Source organism: Rhodanobacter sp. T12-5, from assembly GCF_008329435.1.
Classification (GTDB): Bacteria; Pseudomonadota; Gammaproteobacteria; order Xanthomonadales; family Rhodanobacteraceae; genus Rhodanobacter.
In genome coordinates, this window is the sequence record NZ_NPKN01000010.1 from 14,068 (window position 1) to 35,708 (window position 21,641).

The 21,641-nt window shown below is 64.5% G+C and carries 20 protein-coding genes; 14 read left to right on the top strand and 6 right to left on the bottom strand.

Annotation, left to right across the window (positions count from 1 at the left end; genetic code table 11):
• Window positions 1–27 precede the first annotated feature (27 nt).
• Window positions 28–723, bottom strand: a complete 696-nt coding sequence (locus CIW53_RS16795; RefSeq protein WP_149365879.1) for a 2OG-Fe(II) oxygenase — start codon at window positions 721–723, stop codon at window positions 28–30.
• Between the two features lie 216 nt (window positions 724–939).
• Between CIW53_RS16795 and carA the strand changes: the two genes are divergently transcribed.
• The 3 genes from carA to greA are packed head-to-tail and all read left to right on the top strand — an operon-like array spanning window position 940 to window position 5,769.
• Window positions 940–2,076, top strand: coding sequence for a glutamine-hydrolyzing carbamoyl-phosphate synthase small subunit (gene carA, locus CIW53_RS16800; protein ID WP_149365880.1), 1,137 nt, complete (start codon window positions 940–942; stop codon window positions 2,074–2,076).
• Window positions 2,069–5,296, top strand: a complete 3,228-nt coding sequence (gene carB, locus CIW53_RS16805) for a carbamoyl-phosphate synthase large subunit (RefSeq protein WP_149365881.1) — start codon at window positions 2,069–2,071, stop codon at window positions 5,294–5,296. The genes carA and carB overlap by 8 nt, the downstream gene beginning before the upstream one ends.
• Complete coding sequence (greA, locus tag CIW53_RS16810; protein ID WP_149365882.1) at window positions 5,293–5,769, top strand: transcription elongation factor GreA; 477 nt, start codon at window positions 5,293–5,295, stop codon at window positions 5,767–5,769. The genes carB and greA overlap by 4 nt, the downstream gene beginning before the upstream one ends.
• Window positions 5,770–5,870: 101 nt before the next feature.
• On the opposite strand, the gene ykgO is transcribed toward greA, so the two are convergent.
• The 4 genes from ykgO to CIW53_RS16830 form a co-directional block, all read right to left on the bottom strand.
• Window positions 5,871–5,996: a type B 50S ribosomal protein L36 gene (ykgO, locus tag CIW53_RS16815; RefSeq protein ID WP_007080705.1), complete on the bottom strand. Its 126-nt coding sequence runs from the start codon at window positions 5,994–5,996 to the stop codon at window positions 5,871–5,873.
• Between the two features lie 61 nt (window positions 5,997–6,057).
• Entirely contained in the window at window positions 6,058–6,969 is a 912-nt protein-coding gene (locus CIW53_RS16820) for a LysR substrate-binding domain-containing protein (protein ID WP_149365883.1), read from the bottom strand.
• Between the two features lie 259 nt (window positions 6,970–7,228).
• Complete coding sequence (locus tag CIW53_RS16825; protein ID WP_149365884.1) at window positions 7,229–9,247, bottom strand: NADPH-dependent 2,4-dienoyl-CoA reductase; 2,019 nt, start codon at window positions 9,245–9,247, stop codon at window positions 7,229–7,231.
• Window positions 9,248–9,334: 87 nt separating this feature from the next.
• Entirely contained in the window at window positions 9,335–9,592 is a 258-nt protein-coding gene (locus CIW53_RS16830; RefSeq protein WP_149365885.1) for an acyl-CoA-binding protein, read from the bottom strand.
• Window positions 9,593–9,703: 111 nt separating this feature from the next.
• Between CIW53_RS16830 and cmk the strand changes: the two genes are divergently transcribed.
• The 11 genes from cmk (at window position 9,704) to bla (ending at window position 20,676) form a co-directional block, all read left to right on the top strand.
• Window positions 9,704–10,384 (top strand): (d)CMP kinase, encoded by a 681-nt coding sequence (gene cmk / locus CIW53_RS16835; protein WP_172969715.1) that lies wholly within the window; start codon window positions 9,704–9,706, stop codon window positions 10,382–10,384.
• Window positions 10,385–10,559: 175 nt separating this feature from the next.
• On the top strand, window positions 10,560–12,233 hold the full coding sequence (gene rpsA, locus CIW53_RS16840; protein WP_149365886.1) for a 30S ribosomal protein S1: 1,674 nt from the start codon (window positions 10,560–10,562) through the stop codon (window positions 12,231–12,233).
• Window positions 12,234–12,306: 73 nt separating this feature from the next.
• Window positions 12,307–12,606 carry an integration host factor subunit beta gene (locus tag CIW53_RS16845; protein ID WP_149365887.1) on the top strand — a complete coding sequence of 100 codons (300 nt, stop codon included), beginning with the start codon at window positions 12,307–12,309 and terminating at the stop codon, window positions 12,604–12,606.
• Window positions 12,607–12,758: 152 nt separating this feature from the next.
• Window positions 12,759–13,004: a LapA family protein gene (locus CIW53_RS16850; RefSeq protein ID WP_149365888.1), complete on the top strand. Its 246-nt coding sequence runs from the start codon at window positions 12,759–12,761 to the stop codon at window positions 13,002–13,004.
• Window positions 13,001–14,173, top strand: a complete 1,173-nt coding sequence (lapB, locus tag CIW53_RS16855; RefSeq protein ID WP_149365889.1) for a lipopolysaccharide assembly protein LapB — start codon at window positions 13,001–13,003, stop codon at window positions 14,171–14,173. The genes CIW53_RS16850 and lapB overlap by 4 nt, the downstream gene beginning before the upstream one ends.
• A 7-nt stretch (window positions 14,174–14,180) precedes the next feature.
• Window positions 14,181–15,203 carry a glycosyltransferase family 4 protein gene (locus tag CIW53_RS16860; RefSeq protein WP_149365890.1) on the top strand — a complete coding sequence of 341 codons (1,023 nt, stop codon included), beginning with the start codon at window positions 14,181–14,183 and terminating at the stop codon, window positions 15,201–15,203.
• Window positions 15,190–17,088 (top strand): nucleoside-diphosphate sugar epimerase/dehydratase, encoded by a 1,899-nt coding sequence (locus tag CIW53_RS16865; protein WP_149365891.1) that lies wholly within the window; start codon window positions 15,190–15,192, stop codon window positions 17,086–17,088. The genes CIW53_RS16860 and CIW53_RS16865 overlap by 14 nt, the downstream gene beginning before the upstream one ends.
• Entirely contained in the window at window positions 17,085–17,969 is an 885-nt protein-coding gene (gene galU / locus CIW53_RS16870; RefSeq protein ID WP_149365892.1) for a UTP--glucose-1-phosphate uridylyltransferase GalU, read from the top strand. The genes CIW53_RS16865 and galU overlap by 4 nt, the downstream gene beginning before the upstream one ends.
• A gap of 94 nt (window positions 17,970–18,063) precedes the next feature.
• Window positions 18,064–19,353 (top strand): FAD-binding oxidoreductase, encoded by a 1,290-nt coding sequence (locus tag CIW53_RS16875; RefSeq protein WP_149365893.1) that lies wholly within the window; start codon window positions 18,064–18,066, stop codon window positions 19,351–19,353.
• On the top strand, window positions 19,350–19,697 hold the full coding sequence (locus tag CIW53_RS16880; RefSeq protein WP_149365894.1) for a tRNA-binding protein: 348 nt from the start codon (window positions 19,350–19,352) through the stop codon (window positions 19,695–19,697). Before CIW53_RS16875 ends, CIW53_RS16880 begins: the two co-directional genes overlap by 4 nt.
• A gap of 100 nt (window positions 19,698–19,797) precedes the next feature.
• Window positions 19,798–20,676: a subclass B3 metallo-beta-lactamase gene (gene bla, locus CIW53_RS16885; protein WP_149365895.1), complete on the top strand. Its 879-nt coding sequence runs from the start codon at window positions 19,798–19,800 to the stop codon at window positions 20,674–20,676.
• A gap of 18 nt (window positions 20,677–20,694) precedes the next feature.
• Here the strand turns inward: bla and CIW53_RS16890 are convergent, their stop codons facing one another.
• Window positions 20,695–21,618 (bottom strand): MBL fold metallo-hydrolase, encoded by a 924-nt coding sequence (locus CIW53_RS16890; RefSeq protein WP_149365896.1) that lies wholly within the window; start codon window positions 21,616–21,618, stop codon window positions 20,695–20,697.
• Between the last annotated feature and the right edge of the window lie 23 nt (window positions 21,619–21,641).

Below are 21,641 nucleotides of genomic sequence, written 5' to 3' on the forward strand. Positions count from 1 at the left end.
TCGTGGGCGGGTGGACCGGGTGTGAGTTCAGTCGGGGTGTGAAGCGCTTCGATCGCGGCCCGCGCCGAGCCTGGTATCGAGCTTGCCGAACAACTTCTTGAACCCGCGCGAAAACTTGCCGCGCTTCGTCTTGCGCAATTTCTCTTCTTCGCTGGTGAGCCAGGCAACCTGGATCACCCGACGCTCGCCTTCATAAGGCAGATGCCCATGGAAGGAGTTTTCGCATCGCTTGAACACGGCGAATTCGCCATAGAGCGGGGCCAGTTCCGGGATCACGATACTGTCGATGTCGTCGATCCGATGCAGGAAGCGAAGGCAGCCGTCGCTGGTATCAGGCCACTGGGCATTGAGATAGATGAGTGCCGTGGCCACCTTGGATTTGCTGTCGGTATGGATGGTGCCATGGCGCTTGTTGAGCAGACGACAGAGAGTCACCAGGGTTGGATACTGGCCCAGATTGTCGATGCCTAGCCGTTGCCCGACCGCACTGGCGAATGCCGGTGCCGTCATGTTGGCGATCAATGCGTTGATGGAGGGACCGCAATCGCTCGCTTCGTACGGGAAAAAGCCGGCGCTGGCATAACGCGGAAAGTCGCGATCCAGGTCGCCGCGCCACTCATCCGGCAATTGACCGTGCGCCACCATGAACGGAAAAGGATGGTGCAGCACCTTGGTATCCGGGCGATCAAGTCGGGCGGGATCGAGCAGAAAGGCGGTGCTCATGAATCATTCAACTCCATTGAAATATCTGCGTAGTGTAGCGCCCGGCCGAAACCATGATGATTGTTCGCGGAACGCACGATTCAGGCTGCGTAAGGTGGACAGAAACGGCTCCGCCGCCTATCATTTCATCCCGCCCAGATACTTTCCTTTCCGAGCTCCACAAGCCAGCAATCCTGCGGCTTGCGGACTTTGTTGCATCCAAAAGGCGGTCACCGTATGCCTCAACCTGCCCTGCTGGCCCTCGAAGATGGCAGCGTGTTTCTTGGTCATGCTGCCGGCGCTATCGGCGAAACCGTTGGCGAGGTGGTTTTCAATACCGCCATGACCGGTTACCAGGAGATCCTCACCGATCCCTCGTACTCGCGCCAGATCGTCACGCTGACCTATCCGCATATCGGCAACACTGGCGTCAACGCCGAGGACGTCGAATCCATCGCCGTGCATGCCGCCGGCCTGATCGTGCGCGATGTGCCGCGCCGGGCCAGCAGCTGGCGCAGCACCGAGAGCCTGCCCGATTACCTGAAGCGTCACGGCACCGTGGCGATCGCCGGTATCGACACCCGTCGGCTGACCCGCATCCTGCGCGACAAGGGCGCGCTGGCCGGCTGCATCATGGCCGGCGCTCAGGTCGATGCCGAGGTGGCATTGGCCAAGGCGCGCGCGTTCCCTGGCCTGAACGGGATGGATCTGGCGAAGGTGGTCAGCACGGCCAAGCCGTACGTATGGAACCAGGGTGTGTACGACCTGGACCGCACTGCGTTCAACCAGCCGGCCATGCGCTTCAAGGTGGTCGCCTACGACTTCGGCACCAAGCTCAACATCCTGCGCCTGCTCGCCGAACAGGGCTGCGAGGTCACCGTGGTGCCGGCGCAGACGCCTGCCGCCGAGGTGCTGGCGATGCAGCCCGACGGCGTGTTCCTGTCCAACGGCCCTGGCGATCCGGCCGCCTGCGATTACGCGATCGCGGCGACCGGGCAATTCCTCGACGCGAAGATCCCGCTGTTCGGCATCTGCCTCGGCCATCAACTGATGGGCCTGGCGCTGGGCGGCAAGACGCTGAAGATGAAGTTCGGCCACCACGGGGCGAATCACCCGGTCAAGGACCTGGACGACGGTCGCGTGCTGATCACCTCGCAGAACCATGGTTTCGCGGTGGATCCGGCCACGTTGCCGGCGAACGTGCGGGTCACGCATGTTTCGCTGTTCGACGGTTCGCTGCAGGGTTTCGCGCTGACCGACCGCCCGGCGTTCTGCTTCCAGGGCCATCCCGAAGCGAGCCCCGGGCCGCTCGACATCGGCTACCTGTTCCAACGTTTCGCGACACTGATGCAGGAGGCCCGCACGCATGCCTAAGCGTACCGATATCAAGAGCGTCCTCATCATCGGTGCCGGCCCGATCGTGATCGGCCAGGCCTGCGAGTTCGACTACTCCGGCGCGCAGGCATGCAAGGCGCTGAAGGAAGAGGGCTACCGGGTGATCCTGGTGAACTCCAACCCCGCCACGATCATGACCGACCCGGACACCGCCGATGCGGTCTACATCGAGCCGATCAACTGGCAGACGGTGGAACGCATCATCGCCAAGGAGCGCCCGGATGCGGTGCTGCCCACGATGGGCGGCCAGACCGGCCTCAACTGTGCTCTGGACCTTGCCGACAACGGCGTGCTGGAGAAGTACAACGTCGAGCTGATCGGTGCCAAGCGTGAAGCCATCCGCATGGCCGAGGACCGCGAGCTGTTCCGCGTGGCCATGGGCGAGATCGGCCTGGAATGCCCGAAGGCCGAGGTTGTGCGCACGTTCGAGCAGGCGTTGCTGACCCAGGCCAAGGTGGGTTTCCCAACGGTCATCCGGCCGAGCTTTACCCTCGGCGGCTCCGGCGGCGGCATCGCTTACAACCGCGAGGAGTTCGAGGAGATCGTCAAGCGCGGCCTGGAACTGTCGCCGGTCGGCGAAGTGCTGGTCGAGGAATCCGTGCTCGGCTGGAAGGAGTTCGAAATGGAGGTGGTCCGCGACACCGCGGACAACTGCATCATCGTGTGCTCGATCGAGAACCTCGATCCGATGGGCGTGCACACCGGCGACTCGATCACCGTGGCGCCGGCGCAGACGCTCACCGACAAGGAATACCAGCGCCTGCGCGATGCCTCGATCGCGGTGCTGCGCAAGATCGGCGTGGACACTGGCGGCTCCAACGTGCAGTTCGGCATCAACGCCGAAGACGGCCGCGTGGTGGTGATCGAGATGAATCCGCGCGTGTCGCGCTCGTCCGCACTGGCATCGAAGGCCACCGGTTTCCCGATCGCCAAGATCGCTGCCAAGCTGGCGGTCGGCTACACGCTGGACGAATTGAAGAACGACATCACCGGTGGACTCACGCCGGCGTCGTTCGAGCCTTCAATCGACTACGTGGTCACCAAGATCCCGCGTTTCGCGTTCGAGAAGTTCCCGGCCGCCGATGCGCGCCTGACTACCCAGATGAAGTCCGTCGGCGAGGTGATGGCGATCGGCCGCACTTTCCACGAATCGCTGCAGAAGGCGCTGCGCGGGCTGGAGATCGGCAAGACCGGGCTCAACCCGACTGGGCTGGACATCAGCACCGAGGACGGCCTGGCCGTGCTCAAGCGCGAACTGCGCGAGCCACGCCCCGATCGCGTCTTCCATCTGGCCGATGCGTTTCGCGCCGGCCTGACGCTGGAGGAAGTGCACAGCCTCAGCCGCGTCGACCCCTGGTTCCTCGCCGCGTTCGAGGACATCGTGCTGACCGAGGCCGAGATCGTGGCGCAGGGCATCACGGCACTCGACGAGTCGCGCATACGCGAGCTCAAGCGGCTCGGTTTCGCCGATGCACGCCTGGCCGAACTGCTCAACACCGACGAAGCCTCGGTGCGCCATCTGCGCCACACGCTCGGTGTGCGTCCGGTGTACAAGCGGGTGGATTCCTGCGCGGCCGAGTTCGCCACCAGCACTGCCTACATGTATTCGACCTACGAGGAAGAGTGCGAGGCGGCGCCGACCGACCGCGACAAGATCATCGTGCTCGGCGGCGGCCCGAACCGGATCGGGCAGGGCATCGAGTTCGACTATTGCTGCGTGCATGCGTCGCTGGCGCTGCGTGAGGATGGCTACGAGACCATCATGGTCAACTGCAACCCGGAGACGGTGTCGACCGACTACGACACCTCCGACCGGTTGTACTTCGAGCCGCTGACGCTGGAGGACGTGCTGGAGATCGTTCACGTCGAGAAGCCGAAGGGCGTGATCGTGCAGTACGGCGGGCAGACTCCGCTGAAGCTGGCGCGCGCCCTGGAAGCGGCCGGGGTGCCGATCATCGGCACTAGCCCCGACTCGATCGATCTGGCCGAGGATCGCGAGCGCTTCCAGCACATGATCGAGAAGATCGGCCTGAAGCAGCCGCCGAACCGTACCGCGCGCAACGCCGACGAGGCGCTGGCGCTGGCCCGCGAGATCGGCTATCCGCTGGTGGTGCGGCCGAGCTACGTGCTTGGCGGCCGCGCGATGGAAGTGGTGCATGACGACGCCGACCTGTCGCGCTACATCCGCGATGCGGTGAAGGTGTCGAACGATTCGCCGGTGCTGCTGGACCGCTTCCTCGACCACGCAGTCGAAGTCGACGTGGACGTGATCGCCGACGCCGAAGGCAACGTGCTGATCGGCGGCATCATGGAGCACATCGAGGAGGCCGGCGTGCACTCGGGCGATTCGTCCTGCTCGCTGCCGCCGTACTCGCTGGGCGCGGAAATCCAGGACGAGATGCGCCGTCAGGTCACCGCGATGGCGAAGGAACTGAAGGTCATCGGCTTGATGAACACCCAGTTCGCCATCCAGGGCGACACCGTCTACATCCTCGAAGTGAACCCGCGAGCCTCGCGCACCGTGCCCTTCGTGTCCAAGGCCATCGGCGTGCCGCTGGCCAAGGTGGCGGCGCGGGTGATGGCTGGCCGTACGCTGGCCAGTCTTGGCGCGACGCGCGAGGTGATTCCGGCGTACTACTCGGTGAAGGAGGCGATCTTCCCGTTCCTCAAGTTCCAGAACGTCGATCCGATCCTCGGCCCCGAGATGCGTTCGACCGGCGAGGTGATGGGCGTGGGGCGCAGCTTCGGTGCCGCATTCGCGCGGGGCCACGAAGCAGCCGGGATCAAGCCGCCGACGGTAGGCAAGGCTTTCCTGTCGGTACGCGACGGCGACAAGGAACGACTGCTGCCGATCGCCAGGGAAATCATCGCACGTGGCTTCAACCTGGTGGCCACGTCCGGTACCGCCAGCTACCTCGCCGAACACGGTGTGGTCTGCGAACGGATCAACAAGGTGCTGGAAGGTCGTCCGCATATCGTCGACCTGATCAAGAACGGCGAGATCGTCTATATCGTCAACACCACCGAGGGCAAGCAGGCGATCGCCGATTCGTTCTCGATCCGGCGCGAGGCGCTGCAGCATCGCGTCACCTATTCCACCACTGTGGCAGGCGCCCGCGCGCTCGTGCATTCGCTGGATTTCCGCAGCGATGGCGAAGTGCACAGCCTGCAGGAACTGCACAAGGAGCTCAACGCATGAGTCGCCCCCCGATCACCAAGGCCGGTGCCGAGCGCCTGCGCGCCGAGCTTGAGCAACTGAAGTTCGTCGATCGCCCGCGCATCATCGCGGCGATTGCCGAGGCGCGCGCGCATGGCGACCTGAAGGAGAACGCCGAGTACCACGCCGCACGCGAGCAGCAAAGTTTCACCGAGGGCCGAATCGGCCAACTGGAAGGCTTGCTGTCGAACGCCGAAGTGATCGACGTGGCGACGCTCAACCCGGGCGATCGCGTGGTATTCGGAGCCACCGTGGAACTGGAAGACGAGGATTCCGGCACGCGGGTGACCTACCAGATCGTGGGCGACCTGGAGGCGGACATCAAACGGCACATGATCGCGGTGTCCTCACCGATCGCACGCGCCCTGATCGGCCGCAACGCCGGCGACAGCATCGAGTTCACCGCACCCAACGGCGTCAAGCACTACGAGGTCATCAGCATCAGTTACGTCTGATCGCCAAGCGACAAGCGTTCCGCGATTTTGCGGGGGCTTGTTCCGGACATGAAAAAGGCCGCTTTCGCGGCCTTTTTTTCACACTCGACACGCGCTGAAACTCAGCGCTGACGAGCCTTGAAACGGGGGTTGCTCTTGCAGATCACGAACACCTTGCCGCGACGACGCACGATCTTGCAGTCGCGGTGCCGCGCCTTGGCGGACTTCAAAGAGTTAAGCACCTTCACGGCCAGCTCCTGACACTAAACGAAAATGTAAGCGTGCAAGTGTAACGACTTGAATGACTTATCACAAGCCTGGTGCGATGGCCGCTTCGGCCACCGTGGCCAGGAATTGCAGCAACGCGGGGGACTGGTCGTCGGCGCGGCTGGCCACGGCCAGCAACAGGTAGGCATCGGCATCTTCCAGCGGAACGTAGCTGACCCCCGCCAGGCGCACCGCACGCATGCTGGCCGGCACAAGAGCCAGCCCGAGACCCGCGGCGACGAGGGCCAGCAAGCCGTTGATCTGCTGCGCATGCTGGGCGATCGTTGGATGGAACCCCGCCTTGGCAGCCAGCTTCACCAGCCGGTCGTAGAGCGTGGCGGCGAGCTCGCGTGGCTGCGAGACGAAGGCATCGCCGGCCACTTCGGCCAGGCGCACGCTGCAGCGGCCGGCCAGTACATGTCTGGCGGGCAGGGCGAGCAGCAGGGGTTCGCGATCAATCACGCTGATCCGCAGGCGACGGGCATCCTGAGCATGAGTCGGTTCATCGCGGACAAAGCCGATGTCGATCTGGCCAGCCAGCAGCGCCGCAAATTGCGGTTCGGTATACATCTCGCTGAGCTGCAGGCGGACGTTGGGGGCAATCTGGCCATAGCGAAGCAAGGCCTGCGGCAGCGCCGGATGGAACGAGACCGAAACCGTATACGCCATCCGCAGCTGGCCGGTGAAGCCGGATGCCGCCGCGACGGCCTGGCTGCGCGCTTCATCGGCCTTGGCCAGGATCTGCCGCGCCTGCTCCAGAAAGACCCGGCCCGGCTCGGTCAGCTCGACATGCCGTTTGGTACGTTCCAGCAGGCGCACGCCCAGATCCTGTTCCAGCGACTGGATCTGCTGCGACAGCGGCGGCTGGGAGATGTGCAGGCGCAGTGCTGCCCGGGTGAAGCTCAGCTCCTCGGCGACGGCAATGAAGTAGCGCAGCTGGCGGAAATCGAACATATAGGCATTTCGAATCAATAGACGCGTAAATATATATTAGATACTTTATTGTGCCGGTCATAAAATTCGCTTCGTCCCGCCACTTCCCTCCCCCCCTAGTGGCGGCGGCCCTCGCCCCGCAGCGACGCTAAATACGCCATCTGGTTCAACTCCCCCCCTGAACCCATGGCGATGCGTCTCCCCTGCGGGGCGCTTTCTTTTGCAGAATGGGCGCCGCGACTTCACGGGTCGCGGCGCTGTCATATCCGGGGTGCAGGAATCAGATCTCGCTGGCCAGCCGGGTGCCCTGGGCGATGGCGCGCTTGGCATCGAGTTCGGCCGCCACGTCGGCACCGCCAATGACGTGCACCTTGTTGCCGGCCGCGATCAGCTCGTCGGCCAGGCGGCGGTTCGGTTCCTGACCGGCGCACACCACCACATTGTCCACAGCCAGCAGTTGCGGCTTGCCGTCGACGGTGATGTGCAGGCCCTGATCGTCGAAGCGCTGGTAGACGACCTTGCCCAGCATGGTCACCTGCTTCGCCTTGAGCGTAGCCCGATGCACCCAGCCGCTGGTCTTGTTGAGCCGCGCCCCGAGGCGGCCCTCGCTGCGCTGGAGTAGCCACACTTGCCGCGCAGGCGCTTCCGGTTGCGGTGGCTGCAGTCCGGCGCGGTGGGCCAGTTGCGTGTCCACGCCCCATTCGCGGGTCCAGCGGGCCACATCGGTGGTGGGTGAGGGGGCAGGCTCGACCAGGTACTCGGCCACGTCGAAACCGATCCCTCCGGCACCGATGACCGCCACTCGCGCACCGACGCTCTGGTGCCGGGCCAGCACGTCGAGATAGCTCAGCACGCGCGGATCATCGCTGCCGGGGAATCTGATCTGGCGTGGCGTGATGCCGGTGGCGATCACTATTTCGTCATAGCCGGCGGCGCGCAGCGAAGCGGCATCCGCGACCTGGCCAAGCCGGACATCGACGCCGGTGTCGTCCAACTGGTGGCGGAAATAGCGCAAGGTTTCATGGAATTCCTCCTTGCCCGGAATCTGCTTGGCGTAATTGAACTGGCCGCCGATCTCGTTGGCCTGGTCGATCAGGGTCACCGCGTGACCGCGCTCGCCCAGCGTGCTGGCACAGGCCATGCCGGCCGGACCGGCACCGATCACGGCGATGCGTTTGCGTGTGCGGGTCGGTTCGATCCTCAGCTCGGTCTCGTGGCAGGCGCGCGGGTTGACCAGACAACTGGCGCGCTGGTTCTGGAACACGTGGTCGAGGCAGGCCTGATTGCAGGCTATGCAGGTGTTGATCCGGTCGCTGCGGCCGGATTTGGCCTTGTTCACCCAGGCCGGATCGGCCAGCAGCGGGCGCGCCATCGAGACCATGTCGGCGTCGCCGTCGGCGAGGATGCGTTCAGCCACGTCCGGCATGTTGATCCGGTTGGTAGCGACCAGCGGAATGGATACCTCGCCCTTGAGCTTCCGGGTGACCCAGGCAAACCCGGCACGCGGCACGCTGGTGACGATGGTCGGCACGCGCGCTTCATGCCAGCCGATGCCTGTGTTGATGATGCTGGCACCGGCCACCTCGATAGCCTTGGCCAGGGCGACGATCTCGCTCCAGTCCTGGCCGTCCCTGACCAGATCGAGCATCGACAAACGATAGATGATGATGAAGTCGCGCCCCAACGCCTCGCGCGTGCGCCGCACGATTTCGACGGCAAAGCGCATGCGCCGTGGGGCGTCGCCGCCCCAGGCGTCATCGCGCCGGTTGGTGCGCGCGGCGATGAATTCGTTGATCAGGTAGCCTTCCGAACCCATCACCTCGACGCCGTCGTAGCCGGCGTCCCGGGCCAATTTCGCGCAATGTACGAAGTCGCCGATGGTGCGCTCCACGCCACGCGCGGAGAGCGCCCGCGGCGTGAACGGGGTAATCGGCGACTTGATCCTGGATGGCGCCACCGACAGCGGGTGATAGCCGTAACGGCCTGCGTGGAGGATCTGCATGCAGATGCGCCCGCCCTCGGCGTGTACGGCTCGGGTGAGCTTGCGGTGGCGAGGCTTGTGCCAGGGCAGGGTGAGACGTCCGCCGAACGGCTTGAGCCAACCCTCGATGCTGGGCGAAATGCCTCCGGTGACCATCAGCCCCACGCCGCCGCGGGCGCGTTCGGCGAAATACCCGGCCAGCTTGTCGAAGTCCCTCGCCTTGTCCTCCAGCCCGGTGTGCATCGAACCCATCAGGATGCGATTGGGCAGGGTGAGGTGGCCCAGGTCGAGCGGGGCGAACAGGTTCGGGTAATCCATGCGATCCACACCAGACTCAAACGATCGTATGAATGTGCCGGCGTTCGCTATCCGAAAGCAAGCGCCGCGTGCGCTGCGGCGCCGGAGTCAGGCCAGCAACTGGTGTACCAGCGCGATGTAGCGGCGCATGGCTTCCTCTTCCGGAATGCCGTTCAACTGCGCCCAGGCCTCGTGCTTGGCGGTGCCGACGAAGTCGAAGAAACCGGGCTGGGCACGTTTCAGGTCGCCTTCCGAACCCTGCTTGTAGAGCGCGTAGAGCTTCAGCAAGGTGTCGTTGTCCGGACGCTTGCCCAGTCGCTGGATGTCCTCGGCGGCTTGGTCGAACTCGCGGCGAAGATCGGTCATGAGGCGGATCGGGAATGGCTTGCAGGCAAGGAGACCGGGTAGATAGCACGCGTCCCCGGTGGGGTCAACGCGGTAAACTCGCCGCTTTCGTTCCTCAGCCAGGATTTCTCCATGAGCCATGCCCCCACCGCTCCCGTACTCACCATCGACGGGCCGTCGGGATCGGGCAAGGGCACCATCAGCGCGCTGGTGGCCGAACGGCTGGGATGGCGGTTGCTGGACTCCGGTGCGCTGTACCGGGCAGTGGGTTACGCCGCGGGCATGGCCGGTCTGGATCTGTCGGATGTCGAGGCGATGACCCGCTGCGCGCAGACCACGAAGATCCATTTTCGTGCAGCCAGCGACGGCGGCGAGACCCGGGTGATCGTCAACGGGCACGATGCCACCGACGAGCTGCGAACCGAGACGGCCGGGGCAGCAGCTTCGGCGATCGCCTCGATGCCACCGGTGCGTGAGGCCCTGGTGGCGCTGCAGCTGGGCTTTCGCAAGGCGCCCGGACTGGTGGCCGATGGCCGCGACATGGGCACGGTGATCTTCCCGGATGCGGCCCACAAGGTTTTCCTCACCGCGAGCGCCGCCGAGCGGGCGAAAAGGCGCTATAAGCAGTTGAAGGAAAAGGGACTCAGCGTTACACTTGGCGGCCTTCAGCGCGAAATTGAGGCGCGTGACAGCCGCGATGCAACGCGTGCGGTCGCGCCGCTCAAGCCTGCCGAAGATGCCGTACTGGTGGATACCACCGGGATGGGCATCGACGAAGTCGTCGCGAAAGTACTTGCCGTCGTGCAGCCCTGACCGGGTTGCGTGACGGTTTCTGCGCTCCTGCCACGGCAGGAGGTTTTGGCCAACGGTGACCACGGTCGGTTCGCGAAACCACCCGAAGGCACCCTCAACCGGTGGACCGGAAAGTTCGTGCGCAACAACCAACCAGGCGCAACGGACCACGGTCTTTTCCCACTATGGAATCAACATGACTGAAAGTTTTGCCGAACTGTTTGAACAGAGCCAACAGGCTATCTCCAAGCTGAAGCCCGGCGCCATCGTCACCGGCATCGTTGTGGAAATCCGCAATGACGTCGTCGTGATCAATGCCGGCCTGAAGAGCGAAGGCATCGTCCCGATCGAGCAGTTCAAGAGCGAGGACGGCGTGCTGGAGGTACAGGTAGGCGACGAGGTGAAGGTAGCCCTCGAAGCTTTGGAAGACGGTTTCGGCGAGACCAAGCTGTCGCGCGAGAAGGCCAAGCGCTCGATGGTGTGGGACGACCTGGAGCAGGCGTTCGACAAGGAAGAAACCATCGTCGGCATGATTTCCGGCAAGGTCAAGGGCGGTTTCACCGTCGACATCAAGGACGTCCGCGCATTCCTGCCGGGCTCGCTGGTCGATGTGCGCCCGGTGCGCGACCCGGTCTACCTCGAGGGCAAGGAACTCGAGTTCAAGATCATCAAGCTCGATCGCAAACGCAACAACGTGGTGGTCAGCCGCCGCGCCGTCGTCGAGACCGAGTTCTCCGAGGAGCGCGAGAAGCTGCTTGAGCGCCTGACCGAGGGTGCCGTGGTCAAGGGCACCGTCAAGAACCTCACCGACTACGGCGCGTTCGTGGACCTGGGCGGCATCGACGGCCTGCTGCACATCACCGACATGGCGTGGAAGCGCGTGCGTCATCCGTCCGAAGTGGTCAACGTCGGCGACGAGCTGGACGTGCGCGTGCTGAAGTACGACAAGGAGCGCAACCGCGTTTCGCTGGGCCTGAAGCAGCTGGGCGACGACCCGTGGGTCGCCATCGCTCGCCGCTACCCGGTCGGCAGCCGCCTGTTCGGCAAGGTCTCCAACGTCACCGATTACGGCTGTTTCGTCGAGATCGAGCCGGGCGTGGAAGGCCTGGTGCACGTGTCCGAAATGGATTGGACCAACAAGAACGTCAACCCGGCCAAGGTGGTGCAGGTCGGTGACGAGACCGAAGTGACCGTGCTGGACGTGGACGAGGAGCGTCGCCGCATCTCGCTGGGTATCAAGCAGACCCGCTCGAACCCGTGGGAAGCCTTCGCAGCGATGCACAAGAAGGGCGACAAGGTCTCCGGCCAGATCAAGTCGATCACCGATTTCGGCGTGTTCATCGGCCTGGACGGCGGCATCGACGGTCTGGTGCACCTGTCCGACATCTCCTGGCAGATGTCCGGCGAAGACCTGGTTCGCAACTTCAAGAAGGGCGACGAGATCGAGGCCGTGGTGCTGGCGGTCGATCCGGAGCGCGAGCGCATCTCGCTCGGTATCAAGCAGATGGAGCAGGATCCGTTCGGCCAGTTCATGGCGGCGAATCCGCGCGGCACCATCGTCAACGGCACCGTCAAGGAAGTCGATGCGAAGGGTGCGGTGATCGATCTGGGCGAGGGCGTCGAGGGTTACCTGCGCGCCAACGACATCGCCAAGGAGCGCATCGAGGATGCCACGCTGCATCTGAAGGTAGGCGACAAGGTCGAGGCCAAGTTCACCGGCATGGATCGCAAGGGTCGCCAGCTGGCGCTCTCGATCCGCGCGAAGGACGAGGAAGACGCGCCGGATACCGCGGTGGATTATTCGTCCGCGGCCAGTGGCACGACCAAGCTTGGTGCGCTGCTCAAGGAGCAGTTCAACAAGGCCGACTGATCGGTTGCACGAAGCCTGACGCGGGGCGGCGCATTGCCGCCCCGCTGTTTCACGTCACGGACATTGGGGTCCCATGACCAAATCCGAATTGATCGAAGCGCTTGCCAGGCGCCAGACCCATCTTGCGTTTGCCGACGTCGAGATGGCCGTCAAGAGCGTTATCGAGCAAATGAGCCATGCCCTGGCTCATGGTGAACGCATCGAAGTGCGCGGTTTCGGCAGTTTTGCGTTGCATTACCGTCCCCCGCGCATGGGCCGTAACCCCAAGACAGGCGAAGCCGTGGCGCTGCCCGGCAAGCATGTTCCCCATTTCAAACCAGGCAAGGAACTGCGCGAACGCGTCAACATGGACCTGGAACAGGAAGCCGGTTGATACCGCGGGCAAGTTCACCGAAGCAGGCGACGCGAGTCGGCCTGCTTTTTTTGCGTAAAATTCTGGCGTCGCGTGTTGCCTGCATGAATCCCTGCCGCATGACCGAGGCTTGTTGCCTGTGCCTGTCAGGATCAATCGGGTAAAGTCGCGGCATGCGACTGCCCGCCATCATCGTTCTCGTCATTTTCATTGCTGCCGGCGTCGTGCTCGGCGCGCTCAACGCCGATATGGTCGGCTACGATCTCGCGTTCTTCCGGGTGCAGTTGCCCAAGGGCGCTGCCTTGCTGGTTGCCTTGGTGGTCGGCTGGCTGCTGGGCGGGATTACCGCGTGGCTAGGGGTGAGTTCGAGCCGTCGCCAGCGCCTGCGGGCAGGCAAGAAGCCGCCGGTCAAACCATGAATCTCATGTATGTGCTGGTGTCGCTGGTTCCTGCGGCATTCGTGCTGGGCTGGTGGGCCTCCCGCCAGATCGGCGCTCGCCGCTCGGGGGCCGAAGTCAGCGAGCTTTCCTCGGACTATTTCCGCGGCCTGAATTACCTGCTCAATGAGGAGCAGGACAAGGCGATCGAGGTCTTCCTCAAGCTGGCCGAATACAACCGCGATACGGTCGAGACGCACCTGGCCCTGGGCAATCTCTTCCGTCGTCGCGGCGAAGTCGATCGGGCGATTCGGCTGCACCAGCACCTGGTGTCGCGGCCGGGCCTCTCCGATGCGATGAAGACCGTCGCCCTGCTTGAACTGGGTGAAGACTACATGCGTGCCGGCCTGCTCGATCGCGCCGAAGCACTGTTTTCCGACCTGGTGGCGATGGATGCTCATGCACCATCGGCATTGCGTCACCTGATCGCGATCTACCAGCACGAGCGCGACTGGCACAAGGCGATCGAACACGCGCGCCGGCTGGAAGTGATGACCGGCGAGGACGAGACGCCAATGATCGCCCAGTTCTATTGCGAACTTGCCGACCGCGCACGCCAGCACGGGGCACGGGCCGAAGCGCGCGATTACCTGAGCCTGGCGTTCGAGTGCCAGCCGGATTGTGTCCGCGCGTTCATGCTGACCGGCAGGCTTCAGGCCGAGGACAGCCATCACGAGGAAGCCGTGGTGGCGTACGAGGCCGCGATCAATGCCGACATCGCATTTACCCCGGAAATCCTGCCGCCGCTGCTCGACAGCTACGCTCGCTCCCGGCAGATGAGCCGCGCCGAAAGTTTCCTGAGCGACATGCTGGGGCGTTATCACGGCGTGTCGCCGGTACTGGCTTTGACCCGCCTGTATCGACAACGCGATGGCGAGCGGGCGGCGATCGACTTTCTCACCGCGCAGTTGCGCCAGCGTCCCTCGGTACGCGGCCTGATGGCGCTGATCGACGCCACGATGGACAAGATCGAGGGTGAGGCGCGCGACAATTTCCTTATTCTGCGCGATCTTACCCGCAAGCTGATTGAGGGCCAGGCGATGTACCGCTGCAGCCGTTGCGGTTTCGGGGCCAAGGCGCATCACTGGCAGTGTCCCAGTTGCAAGAACTGGAGCACGATCCGTCCGATCCACGGTGTCGCCAGCGAGTGACATGACCATGTACACGACCATCGGATGGTTGCTTTCCAGCCTGTTGATTTCATCGTTGCTGGTGCGCTTCGCCATCGGCTACGCGCATCGACGCGGCATGCTCGATCAACCGGGCCAGCGACGCTCGCATCGTCTGCCCACTCCTCGGGGCGGCGGCATCGGCCTTGTCGTGGCGATGCTGCTTTGCCTGCCTGGCATACTCTGGAGCTTTCCGGCGGGATGGTCGGCAAGGTCGATCGCCTGCCTGCTTGCTGCCTTGTTGCTGGTCGCGCTGGCCGGCTGGTGGGACGATCATCGAGCGCTTCCGGTATTGCCACGGCTGGGCGCCCAGTTGCTTGGGGTAGGCATTTTTTCGCTAGGTTTGCTGACCGACGGCCCGTCATGGTGGTGGCTTCCGCTGCTGTTGATCGGCGGGGCTTGGAGCATCAACCTGCACAACTTCATGGACGGCATCGACGGCTTGCTGGCGCAGCAGGCGATCTTCGTCGGCACCGGTCTGGCGTTGCTGGCATGGTCCGCCATGCAGCCGGCGCTGGCGGTGGCCGCCGCCAGTCTTGCAGCGGCGGCGTTGGGGTTCTGGTACTACAACCGGCCGCCGGCGCGGATATTCATGGGTGATGTCGGCAGCGGCAGTGTCGGCGTTCTGATTTTTGCGTTCAGTGCGATGCTTTGGCGGCGCGAGAGCGCCTTGTTGTGGCCCGCATTGATCCTTTCTTCGGCATTCACGGTGGACGCCGGTCTGACTTTGCTGGTACGCATCTGGCGCGGGCGCCGCTGGTACACTGCGCACCGCGAACACCTGTACCAGTGGCTGGTCCGCCTTCGCGGGACACACACACAGGCGGATGCAGCCTATCTAGGCTGGAATCTGCTGGTCGCGGCGCCATCGGCGTGGTTGGCTTGGAGTCATCTGCAAATGGCGTTGCCGATTACCATGATCGTCTATCTGGGAGCAACAGCCGCGTGGCTGACGCTGAAACGTCTTTGTCTGCGACGCCATCTGCCCAAGGCACCCCATGTCCCTGCGTAAACTTGTCGGCTTCATCCATCCGCGCGTAGCGGTCGTGATCCACGATCTGGCCATGACTGCGCTGGCGTGGTGGATTGCCAAGCTGCTGCGCTACACCCTCGCCCCGGATCAGCTCGTCAGCTACCAGTTGCTCGAATTCCCGATCGTGCTGCTGGTGCAGGGCCTGATCTTTCGCTGGACCGGTCTGTACAGGAGCGTCTGGCGCTTCGCCAGCCTGCCGGATCTGTGGAACATCCTGCGCGCGGTGATGACCGGCGCGGTGGCTATCGGTCTTGCGCTGTTCCTGTACGACCGCCTGCAAGGTGTGCCGCGCGCGACGCTGTTCCTCTATCCCGGTCTCCTTGCCGTGCTGCTCGGCGGGCCGCGGCTTGTCTACCGCTATTGGAAGGACAGTCGTAACGACCTGCTGCAGAACCAGGCCGTGAAGCGAGTGCTGATCGTGGGCGCAGACAGGGCTGGCGAGGTCCTGTCGCGTGATCTGCGTCGCGACAATCGCTATCTGGTCGTCGGGTTCGTCGACGACAAGAACAGCCTGCGCGGCGCCAGCATCAACGGCCACCCGGTATTGGGACGGCTCGACCAGTTGTCCGAAGTGGCACACTCGGCTGCAGTCGACATGGTGTTGATTGCCTTGCCCAGCGCCTCGACCAGCGTGATGCGGCAAGTGGTGGCGCTGTGCGACGCGACCGGCCTGCCGTACCGGACGGTTCCGCGACTGGAGGATGTCGTCGCCGGCCGCGCGCAGTTCAACCAGATCAAGGAAGTGGCGATCGAGGACCTGCTTGGCCGCGATGCGGTGGAACTGGACTGGACCGCGATCCGCGAAACCCTGAGTGGACGTCGCGTGCTGATCACGGGCGGTGGCGGGTCGATCGGTTCGGAACTGTGTCGTCAGGTCGCGCGTCTGGGTGCGCAGTCGCTCACCGTGGTCGAGCAGAGCGAATACAACCTCTATCGGATCACCCAGGAGCTGCGGGCGGATTTTCCCGAATTGATCCTCGAGGACATCCTTGCCAATTGCGGCGACGAACCGGCCATGCGCAAGGCATTTGCGCAGGCGCGGCCGCAAGTGGTGTTTCATGCGGCAGCCTACAAACATGTGCCGATGTTGCAGGGCCAGCTGCGTTCGGCGTTTCGCAACAACGTGCTGGGCACGCGCACGATTGCCGACGCGGCGCATGAGTTCGGCGTCGAATGCTTCGTGTTGATTTCCACCGACAAGGCGGTCAACCCGACCAGCGTGATGGGCGCCTGCAAACGCGTCGCCGAGATCTATTGCCAGAACCTCGACGCGCATGCCCGGACCCGCTTCATGACCGTGCGTTTCGGCAACGTGCTCGACTCGGCCGGTTCGGTGGTACCGCTGTTCCGGCGGCAGATCCAAGCCGGCGGCCCGGTTACCGTGACCCATCCGGAAATCTCGCGCTACTTCATGACCATTCCCGAGGCTTGTCAGCTGATCCTGCAGACGGCGAGCCTGGGCAAGGGCGGCGAAATCTTCGCGCTCGACATGGGTGAGCCGGTGAAGATCCGCGACCTCGCCGAGCAGATGATCCGTTTGGCGGGCAAGAAGCCGGGCAGCGAGATCCCGATCGTCTATACCGGCCTGCGTTCCGGCGAGAAGCTGTTCGAGGAACTGTTCCACCCGCTGGAAAACTACAGCGCCACCGAGCATGCCAAGATCTTCCTGGCCCAGCATCGGGAAGTGTCGTGGGACCTGCTGCAGGCACTGCTGCACAAGGCTGCAGAGGCGGTTGACGTTTTCGATGAGGAAGAACTTCGCCGCTGCGTATCCAGCCTGTTGCCCTCGTTCCGCTGGAGCGAATCGGCGCAACCGGACAACGTCGTGTCGATTCGTCGTGCCAATCCGGAGATCAAAGAGTGAGCAAGCCCTTGCGCAAGGTGGTATTCCCCGTGGCCGGCCTCGGCACCCGCTTCCTGCCGGCGACCAAGGTCGTCGCCAAGGAAATGCTGCCGGTGCTGGACAAGCCGCTGATCCAATACGCCGTGGACGAGGCGGTCGATGCCGGCGCCGATACGCTGATCTTCGTCACCAACCGCTACAAGCACGCCATCGCCGATTATTTCGACAAGGCCTACGAGCTGGAATCGAAGCTGCAGGAGAAGGGCAAGGACGAATTGCTGGCATTGGTGCAGGGCACCTTGCCGAAGCATGTGCGGGCCATTTTCGTGACCCAGCCCGAAGCCCTGGGCCTTGGTCACGCCGTGCTGTGTGCGAAGCCGGTGGTCGGCGACGAGCCGTTCGGTGTGGTGCTGCCCGATGACCTGATCTGGAACGGTGCCATCGGCAGCGGCAAGGGCGCGCTGCGGCAGATGGCCGAGCTTGCCGACGCCCAGCAGGCGGGGGTCATCGCGGTCGAGGAAGTGCCACACGACCAGACCGACAAATACGGCATCGTCGATGCCGCCCCGATCGACGAACGCAGCGCCCTGATCCGCTACATGGTCGAGAAGCCCAAGCCGGCCGATGCGCCATCGAACCTGGCCGTCGTGGGTCGCTATGTGTTGCCCGGCCGCATCTTCCAGTTGCTGGAGCAGACCACGCCAGGTGCCGGCGGAGAGATCCAGCTCACCGACGCCATCGATGCCTTGCTGAAGGAGCAGGGCAAGGTGCTCGCCTACCGTTTCGAAGGCATCCGTTTCGATTGCGGCAACAAGGCCGGCCTGGTGCGTGCCACCATGCACATGGCGATGCAGGATCCGAAGCTCGCGCCCACGGTGCGCGCTTTTCTCGAACAGCTTTGAAGCCCTTGCGGCTCATGTGGGGCATGCCGCCACATGAGCCACCACTGACACCAGTGCATAGGTGCCGCTCGTCCACTCGGGCATCGGCCAACGCATGAAATCATCCTCGTCCAGCTCCTACTACCGCGCCACGGCCGCGCCCTACGCCCCCCATGCACCGCTCCAGGGGCGCGCGCATGCACGGGTCGCCGTCATCGGTGGTGGTTTTGCGGGGTTGAACACCGCGCTTGGATTGGCCGAGCGCGGCGTGCGCGACGTCGTGCTGCTGGAGCGCGAACAGATCGGTTTTGGTGCATCCGGGCGCAACGGCGGTTTCGTGTTCGCCGGCTATTCGCTGGGCGAACAATCGCTGCTGGATCAATTGGGCGAATCGCGCGCGCGCGCCCTGTTCAAACTCACCACCGAAGCGGTCGGACGAATCCGCCAACGCATTGCCGACCATGCGATTGCCTGTGACTTGGTCGACGAGGGCGTGATCTGGGCCAACTGGTTTCGCGACCCCGCCGTGCTGCGTGAGCGCCAGCAGTTGCTGGCCGAACATTACGGCGTGCAGTGGCAGTGGCTGCCCGAGGCCGAACTGCGCGCGCGCATCCGTAGCGATCGCTATCACGATGGCCTGTACGAGCGCGACGCGCTGCACCTGCACCCGCTCAACTACGCGATCGGCCTGGCTGCGGCTGCGGCCGGGCAGGGCGTGCGCATCCACGAGAACAGTGGCGTGCGCAGCCTCGTGCGCGAAGGCCTGCAGTGGCGCCTGCGCACGGCTCAAGGCGAACTGCTGGCCGATCAGGTGGTGCTGGCCTGCGGCGGTTACCTGGCAGGCCTGCAGAAGCCGATCGATCGGGCGATCCTGCCGATCGCCACCTACGTGATGGTGACCGAACCGCTCGGCGACCGGCTGGACGACTGCCTGCACACCCGCGCGGCGATCTACGACAGCCGCTTCGCCTTCGACTACTATCGCGCGCTGCCGGATACGCGGCTGCTGTGGGGCGGACGCATCTCGGTGCTCAACCGCTCGCCACACGCTGTGCAGCGCCTGCTGACGAAGGACCTGCTGCGGGTATTCCCGCAACTGAAGGGCGTGCGCATCGACCATGCCTGGTCGGGCCTGATGAGCTACGCGCGGCATCAGATGCCGCAGATCGGCGGTGACGGCAACGGACTGTGGTGGGCCCAGGCCTTCGGCGGGCACGGACTGGCGCCGACCTGCGCCGCCGGCGAGCTGCTGGCGGCGGCGATCGCCGAAGGCGACGAGCGCTGGAAGCAATTTGCCGATTACGGCTTGGGCAGCACCCACCGCCCGTTCGGTTACCTTGCGGCGCAGGCGAGCTACTGGTGGCAACAAGGCCGCGACTGTCTGAAAACGAGGTTGGAAGGATGAGCGCAACGAGTCACCCCGAAATCAGCTGGGCCGATTTCGAGAAGGTCCTGATCGTCGCCGGTACGGTGACCAGGGTCGAGCCGTTTCCCGAAGCACGCAAGCCGGCATGGAAAGTGTGGGTGGATTTCGGCCCCTACGGCGAGAAGAAAACCAGCGCGCAGATCGCCGCGTTGTACCGGGCCGAGGACCTGCTTGGCCGGCAGATCGTGGGCGTGATCAACTTTCCGGAAAAACAGATCGGCCCGTTCCGCTCGCAGTTCCTGCTGACCGGCTTTCCCACCGACGATGGCGTGGTGGTCACCGCGATCGAACGCCCGGTACCGAACGGCACCCGGCTGGCCTGAGCCGGCCGACCGCGCGTTGCCCGCAATTTGTCAGCAACGCGCCATCGCCTGTTCGTCGATGCCGTTCATCATGACGGCCTCGTCCCCACGGAGCTCACGCATGAACCCCTTCATCCGCACGTTGTGCATCGGCGCCGCTGTGGTCGCGGCAAGCCTGGCGCACGCGCACGATCCGCGCTGGAACCAGCCGCAGCAGCCGTTCCGCATCTACGGCAACAGTTGGTACGTGGGCACGCAAGGACTGGGCGTGATCCTGATCACCTCGCCGCAGGGCCACGTGCTGATCGACGGCACGATGGAAGAGAATGCCGCGCAGATCGAAGCGAACATCCGCGCGCTCGGTTTCCGCCTTCGCGACATCAAGCTGATCCTCAACTCGCATGCCCACTTCGACCACGCCGGGGCGATCGCCAGACTGGCACACGACAGCGGCGCCGCGGTGGCGGCAAGCGAGGCCGGTGCGAAAGAATTGCGTTCAGGCGGCAATGATCCGGACGACCCGCAGTACGGCATGGCGACGCGCTATCCGGCGGTTACGCCAGTCAAGGTGATCGCCGATGGTGCTGCCGTTCGGGTGGGATCGGTGGCCATCACGGCGCACTACACGCCCGGCCACACGCCGGGAAGCACGTCGTGGACCTGGCTCTCCTGTGAAAAAGCACGCTGCGTGACGCTGGCCTACGTCGACAGTCTCACCGCGCTTGGCCACGATGGCTTCCGCTACAGCGACGACCCGGCGCGGGTCGCGCGTTTCCGCCGCTCCTTCGCCACGGTCGCCAGCTTGCCCTGCGACATCCTGATCACGCCACACCCCGACGCCAGCGGCTTCATGCAGAAGGTCGCCGCGCGCGATCGCGAGCATTCGTCCGCGGCATTGATCGATACCAGCGCGTGCAGGAACTACGCCGCAGCGGCGCGGCCGCGCTTCGAGGCGCGGTTGGCGAAGGAGCAGCAGGATGCGCGCGAAGCAGGCCAGTGAGCCGGCCTGCATGATGAATCAGCGATCCAGCCAGACCTCCAGCCCCTGTGCATTCAGCTCGATGTCCATGCCCAGCAGTTGGCGCAAGGCGTCGCGCCCCTGGCCCCAGCCGTGGGCCGCGGCACCGGCCGCGTAGAGATCGGTCAGCGATTCCATCAGCGCGGCATGCCGGTCGGGTTTGCCGTCCGCGGCGCAGGCGAGATCCACCATCGCGTCGATCTGCGCATGCAGATCGACAGCCAAGCGTTCGACATTCTCCACCCGGCCGTAGTGGGTGAGGTACATCGCGTCGGGTTTCAGGGCGAGCAGTCGCTCGATCGACGCGTGCAGCGCCGGCGGATCGAACTGCACCGGCGAGGTGGTCGGCAGGATGAAAGGACCGTTCGCGGTATCGAACTCGCGATACGACAGGCCGAACACGTCACCGGTGAAGCAGGCGTTGGCGCGTTCGTCGTACACGGTGAGGTGATGCCTGGCATGACCGGGCGTGTCGATGCACCGCAACGGTCTGCCGGCCAGCTCCACCACATGCCCGTCCGGCGCCTCGATGACGCGCTCGGCAGGGATCGGGCGCAGCCTGCCGTAGGTCTGCTCCATCACCGCCTCGCCGTACACCGCGCTGGCGCCGGCCCACAGTACCGAGGGATCGATCATGTGGCGGGCGCCGCGCGGATGCACCACCAGCTTCGCGTTCGGCAACCGCGCGATCAGTTCGCCGGCGCCGCCGGCATGGTCCAGGTGTACATGGGTGAGGATCAACCAGTCCACCTCGGCAGCGGAGATTCCCGCCTCGTCCAGCGCCGCGAGCATGCGTGGCACGGCGAAATTCGTGCCGCAGTCGATGAAGGCGCCGCGCCGGTTCTCGAGCACCAGGTAGGCCGCGTCGAAGCGCGGCCGCACGAAGCCGGTGTCGATGGTGTGGATACCCTGGATGGAACTCATGCGTGCCTCGCGATGCCTGGATT

Bases quoted from the DNA above. Each gene is read 5' to 3' on its own strand.
- rpsA (WP_149365886.1), top strand. From the start codon at position 10,560: ATGACTGAAAGTTTTGCCGAACTGTTTGAACAGAGCCAACAGGCTATC.
- bla (WP_149365895.1), top strand. From the start codon at position 19,798: ATGAACCCCTTCATCCGCACGTTGTGCATCGGCGCCGCTGTGGTCGCG.
- CIW53_RS16860 (WP_149365890.1), top strand. From the start codon at position 14,181: ATGTACACGACCATCGGATGGTTGCTTTCCAGCCTGTTGATTTCATCG.
- cmk (WP_172969715.1), top strand. From the start codon at position 9,704: ATGAGCCATGCCCCCACCGCTCCCGTACTCACCATCGACGGGCCGTCG.
- CIW53_RS16890 (WP_149365896.1), bottom strand. From the start codon at position 21,618: ATGAGTTCCATCCAGGGTATCCACACCATCGACACCGGCTTCGTGCGG.
- CIW53_RS16830 (WP_149365885.1), bottom strand. From the start codon at position 9,592: ATGACCGATCTTCGCCGCGAGTTCGACCAAGCCGCCGAGGACATCCAG.
- carA (WP_149365880.1), top strand. From the start codon at position 940: ATGCCTCAACCTGCCCTGCTGGCCCTCGAAGATGGCAGCGTGTTTCTT.
- CIW53_RS16865 (WP_149365891.1), top strand. From the start codon at position 15,190: ATGTCCCTGCGTAAACTTGTCGGCTTCATCCATCCGCGCGTAGCGGTC.
- CIW53_RS16820 (WP_149365883.1), bottom strand. From the start codon at position 6,969: ATGTTCGATTTCCGCCAGCTGCGCTACTTCATTGCCGTCGCCGAGGAG.
- carB (WP_149365881.1), top strand. From the start codon at position 2,069: ATGCCTAAGCGTACCGATATCAAGAGCGTCCTCATCATCGGTGCCGGC.
- CIW53_RS16795 (WP_149365879.1), bottom strand. From the start codon at position 723: ATGAGCACCGCCTTTCTGCTCGATCCCGCCCGACTTGATCGCCCGGAT.
- CIW53_RS16845 (WP_149365887.1), top strand. From the start codon at position 12,307: ATGACCAAATCCGAATTGATCGAAGCGCTTGCCAGGCGCCAGACCCAT.
- CIW53_RS16825 (WP_149365884.1), bottom strand. From the start codon at position 9,247: ATGGATTACCCGAACCTGTTCGCCCCGCTCGACCTGGGCCACCTCACC.
- greA (WP_149365882.1), top strand. From the start codon at position 5,293: ATGAGTCGCCCCCCGATCACCAAGGCCGGTGCCGAGCGCCTGCGCGCC.
- CIW53_RS16880 (WP_149365894.1), top strand. From the start codon at position 19,350: ATGAGCGCAACGAGTCACCCCGAAATCAGCTGGGCCGATTTCGAGAAG.
- lapB (WP_149365889.1), top strand. From the start codon at position 13,001: ATGAATCTCATGTATGTGCTGGTGTCGCTGGTTCCTGCGGCATTCGTG.
- CIW53_RS16875 (WP_149365893.1), top strand. From the start codon at position 18,064: ATGAAATCATCCTCGTCCAGCTCCTACTACCGCGCCACGGCCGCGCCC.
- CIW53_RS16850 (WP_149365888.1), top strand. From the start codon at position 12,759: ATGCGACTGCCCGCCATCATCGTTCTCGTCATTTTCATTGCTGCCGGC.